4 protein-coding genes and 3 tRNA genes are annotated in these 2,962 nt (G+C 48.3%); all 7 read right to left on the bottom strand.

The annotated features are described in order from the left end of the window. Positions 1–57: 57 nt before the first annotated feature. Positions 58–118: transfer RNA gene (locus tag GY843_RS13485), tRNA-Gly, on the bottom strand. A gap of 19 nt (positions 119–137) precedes the next feature. Further along, positions 138–221 (bottom strand) — tRNA-Tyr (locus GY843_RS13480). A 32-nt stretch (positions 222–253) separates the two neighbouring features. Next, positions 254–329, bottom strand: a tRNA-Thr gene (locus tag GY843_RS13475). Between the two features lie 36 nt (positions 330–365). After that, on the bottom strand, positions 366–1,028 hold the full coding sequence (locus GY843_RS13470) for a hypothetical protein (RefSeq protein ID WP_297310452.1): 663 nt from the start codon (positions 1,026–1,028) through the stop codon (positions 366–368). Positions 1,029–1,040: 12 nt separating this feature from the next. Continuing rightward, on the bottom strand, positions 1,041–1,751 hold the full coding sequence (locus tag GY843_RS13465) for a type III pantothenate kinase (RefSeq protein ID WP_297310451.1): 711 nt from the start codon (positions 1,749–1,751) through the stop codon (positions 1,041–1,043). Then, positions 1,748–2,722 carry a bifunctional biotin--[acetyl-CoA-carboxylase] ligase/biotin operon repressor BirA gene (birA, locus tag GY843_RS13460; protein ID WP_297310450.1) on the bottom strand — a complete coding sequence of 325 codons (975 nt, stop codon included), beginning with the start codon at positions 2,720–2,722 and terminating at the stop codon, positions 1,748–1,750. The genes GY843_RS13465 and birA overlap by 4 nt, the downstream gene beginning before the upstream one ends. 26 nt (positions 2,723–2,748) lie before the next feature. Further along, positions 2,749–2,962: dihydrofolate reductase (locus GY843_RS13455; protein WP_297310449.1), on the bottom strand; the 214-nt coding region annotated here is incomplete at its 5' end.

Genomic DNA, 2,962 nt, shown 5'->3' with positions numbered 1-2,962 from the left:
GCGGCCTACCGCTGGCCGATCCCCGAAGGTCATTACCCTCCCAGGAAGCGAGAGAGTGCCCTGCGGGAGTCGAACCCGCCTCTTCAGCTTGGAAGGCTGAGGTAATAGCCACTATACCATACCCGCCTTGCTGTGAATGGTGGTGAGGGGTGGATTCGAACCACCGAAGCTCGCGCGTCAGATTTACAGTCTGATCCCTTTGGCCACTCGGGAACCTCACCAACAATTTCAAAACTTCGCAAGACCGCTGAGATGGTGCCGGCACCAAGAGTCGAACTCGGGACCTACTGATTACAAGTCAGTTGCTCTACCAACTGAGCTATACCGGCTCTCAACAACGAAGTGGCGCGTATATTACCACCGCCTCAGGGCTTTGCAACCCCTTCACACAATTTTTTTTCAATTTTTCTTAAAGAATATCTTTCTTGGACTACTTCTTTGATTTCCTTGGATAATTTTCGATCAACTGACTCGTAAACCATCACACTGATGTGATCCGACCAACGCTTTTCAATACGCATAACGGACGTCAGCCCCAGCTGATCCAACTGTCTTAGCTGCGCTTTCGCTTCGGACTGTACAGAAAAGCGTCCTAAAACCAGATTAGCCCCAGATTCGAGTTCATCCGCTTCACCCTCTATACCATGACTATCCATATAATCGAGTAACAGCATACGATCACTCAGGCCCTGAGCCACTACAGTTTCAACTATATAAGATGAGCTGCTTTTTCGACCTGGGATTGAAGTACCATTGATCCCTTGCTCACGCAGGAACTCGATAACAGCTTCCGCGTTAACCTGAGATTCGAAGCCGATAAAATAGACACAGTGAGCAGGTTCCTTCTTTCCCTTAAGACTGTCACGTGAAACCAATGCAGTAGGATCCATCTCAGAAACCAGGCGGATGCTTTGTAACTGTGCAGCCCCGTTATCTGCATTTTTGTTTTTTTCAGCAGTGAATGATGAAAACCAGAAAAGCACTACAACATTAGCTAACAGCAGGAAGAGAAATAACCAGCGCAACATATATAGTTACTCCTAGCTCCAGGCCAAACCATCCATCACCAGATCAGGACTATATTCACCCTCACCCATCAAGCGATGAAACAACTCACCATCACCACCGGTAATATAAAGCCGGTAGTCATCTCCTATTGATTGCAGATCTGAATGAATTTTTTCACATAGCGCTTTGAACATGTAATTAACGCCATGCACCACGGCAGAGGAGGTATGCGTTCCCGGACTCAGATCAAAATGCTCTATGGTCTGATCGACTTTTATCTCAGCAGTGTTGGCCAACAGGCTTTCGTTCATCAAACGTAAGCCCGGAATAATATAGCCCCCAAGATGCTTACCATTATCTGCCACATAATCCACGGTGATAGCACTACCACAATCGACAATACAACAAGCCCGACCACAGTCATTATATGCCGCCAGCATCACCAACCAGCGATCTACCCCCATACGTTCAGGCTCTGTATAGCTATTGGTAACACCCGCACATGCCGCACAGGTTTCTGCGAATTGAGGGGTAATAGAAGAAGTACGCTCTAGCAATGCAGCCAGTTGCTGGTTTACCTGTTCACCCGCAACAGAAGAGATACGTGCTTGAGATATGGCAGACCAGCCAGCAGGTACAATCCATTCCGACTGAGTCAGGAAACGCCCTCTATCAACAACAGCCCTCTCTCCAAGAAGCCGCCATTTAATAAAGGTGTTCCCTGCATCAATCTCTAAAATCATAAAGTCCGCTGAACGCTTATCTCGCCACCGTGGAACACTTCCCTGCCTGACTCTGTATCAAGCAATAAAGCACCCGAAGCATCAATTCCCTGACAGACACCGACAACGGTACCGTTACCTAACTGTAACGCAACCTGTTGCCCCTGCAGTGCATGATAAGACTGCCATTCCTCCGCAAGCTCAGAGAATCCTTCTGCTTCAAAAGATTCCAGGCTAGAAACCAGCTCATTAAGGATATGACCCATCAGCTGATTTCGGCTAACGCGAGTACCTGCAATAGTTTTTAGGTCAGTCCATGGCTGATCTATCTTATCTGACAGATCCTGAGGCATCTCCACATTGATACCCACACCAATCACGACCTGACATTGCCCGGACGCTTCACCATTCAGTTCAATCAGGACGCCAGCCAACTTCTTATTCTGATAAAGCAGGTCATTTGGCCATTTCAGCTGAACACCTGAGATACCGTTTTTTTCCAGCGCTTTGACGGTGGCAAGTCCTACCAGAAGACTCAAACCTTCCAACGCTGCAGCGCCCTGCTCAAAACGCCAGACCAGAGAGAAGTACAAGTTTCGAGCAAAAGGACTGACCCACGGCCTGCCCCTTCTGCCTCTGCCTGCCGTTTGCTGCTCAGCCAGATATAACCGGCCATGGCAGTTTTCTTGTTGGCAGGCCTTCATCGCCTGCTCATTAGTGGACGGGATCGTCAACTCCAGCGACATAGCATCAATTTTATTTGATACCTCTTCACTCAGAGCCTGGCGGATCAACTCCCCGTCCAACAGCTCCAGCCCACCAGGAACACGATAACCGCGCCCCTTAACGCTGTAGATTTCCAAACCACCTTCTTCAAGACGGCGCATATGCTTCCAGATCGCACTACGACTAATACCTAGTTCCTCTCCCAGCTCGCGGCCGGAGTGAAACTTGCCATCAGCCAGAATAGACAACAACGAACGGATCGTCATACTACTTTGCCTTTATTTGCTTTTTGCTATTTTTTATCTAGAACAATGAAGCTGTAGTCATAGGGATTGCATCCTCCTGAAGAGAAATCCTGTCTACCCACTTCATTCCAATTCTCTCTATCGAAATCAGGGAACCAAGCATCCCCTTCAATTTCAGTATCCACCTCAGTCAGATAGAGACGATCAGCTTTTTCCAGCGCCTGCTCATAGATCTGAGCTCCACCAATAACCATCACCTCT

The organism is Neptuniibacter sp., assembly GCF_024231755.1.
In the GTDB taxonomy this organism is placed as follows: domain Bacteria; phylum Pseudomonadota; class Gammaproteobacteria; order Pseudomonadales; family Balneatricaceae; genus Neptuniibacter.
The sequence above is the reverse complement of the archived record's forward strand: the minus strand, read 5'-3'. Positions and strand labels throughout refer to the sequence as shown.

What these genes read in the sequence shown, in the direction of transcription:
- GY843_RS13470 (WP_297310452.1), bottom strand. Translation starts at nt 1,028, where the DNA reads ATGTTGCGCTGGTTATTTCTCTTCCTGCTGTTAGCTAATGTTGTAGTG.
- birA (WP_297310450.1), bottom strand. Translation starts at nt 2,722, where the DNA reads ATGACGATCCGTTCGTTGTTGTCTATTCTGGCTGATGGCAAGTTTCAC.
- GY843_RS13465 (WP_297310451.1), bottom strand. Translation starts at nt 1,751, where the DNA reads ATGATTTTAGAGATTGATGCAGGGAACACCTTTATTAAATGGCGGCTT.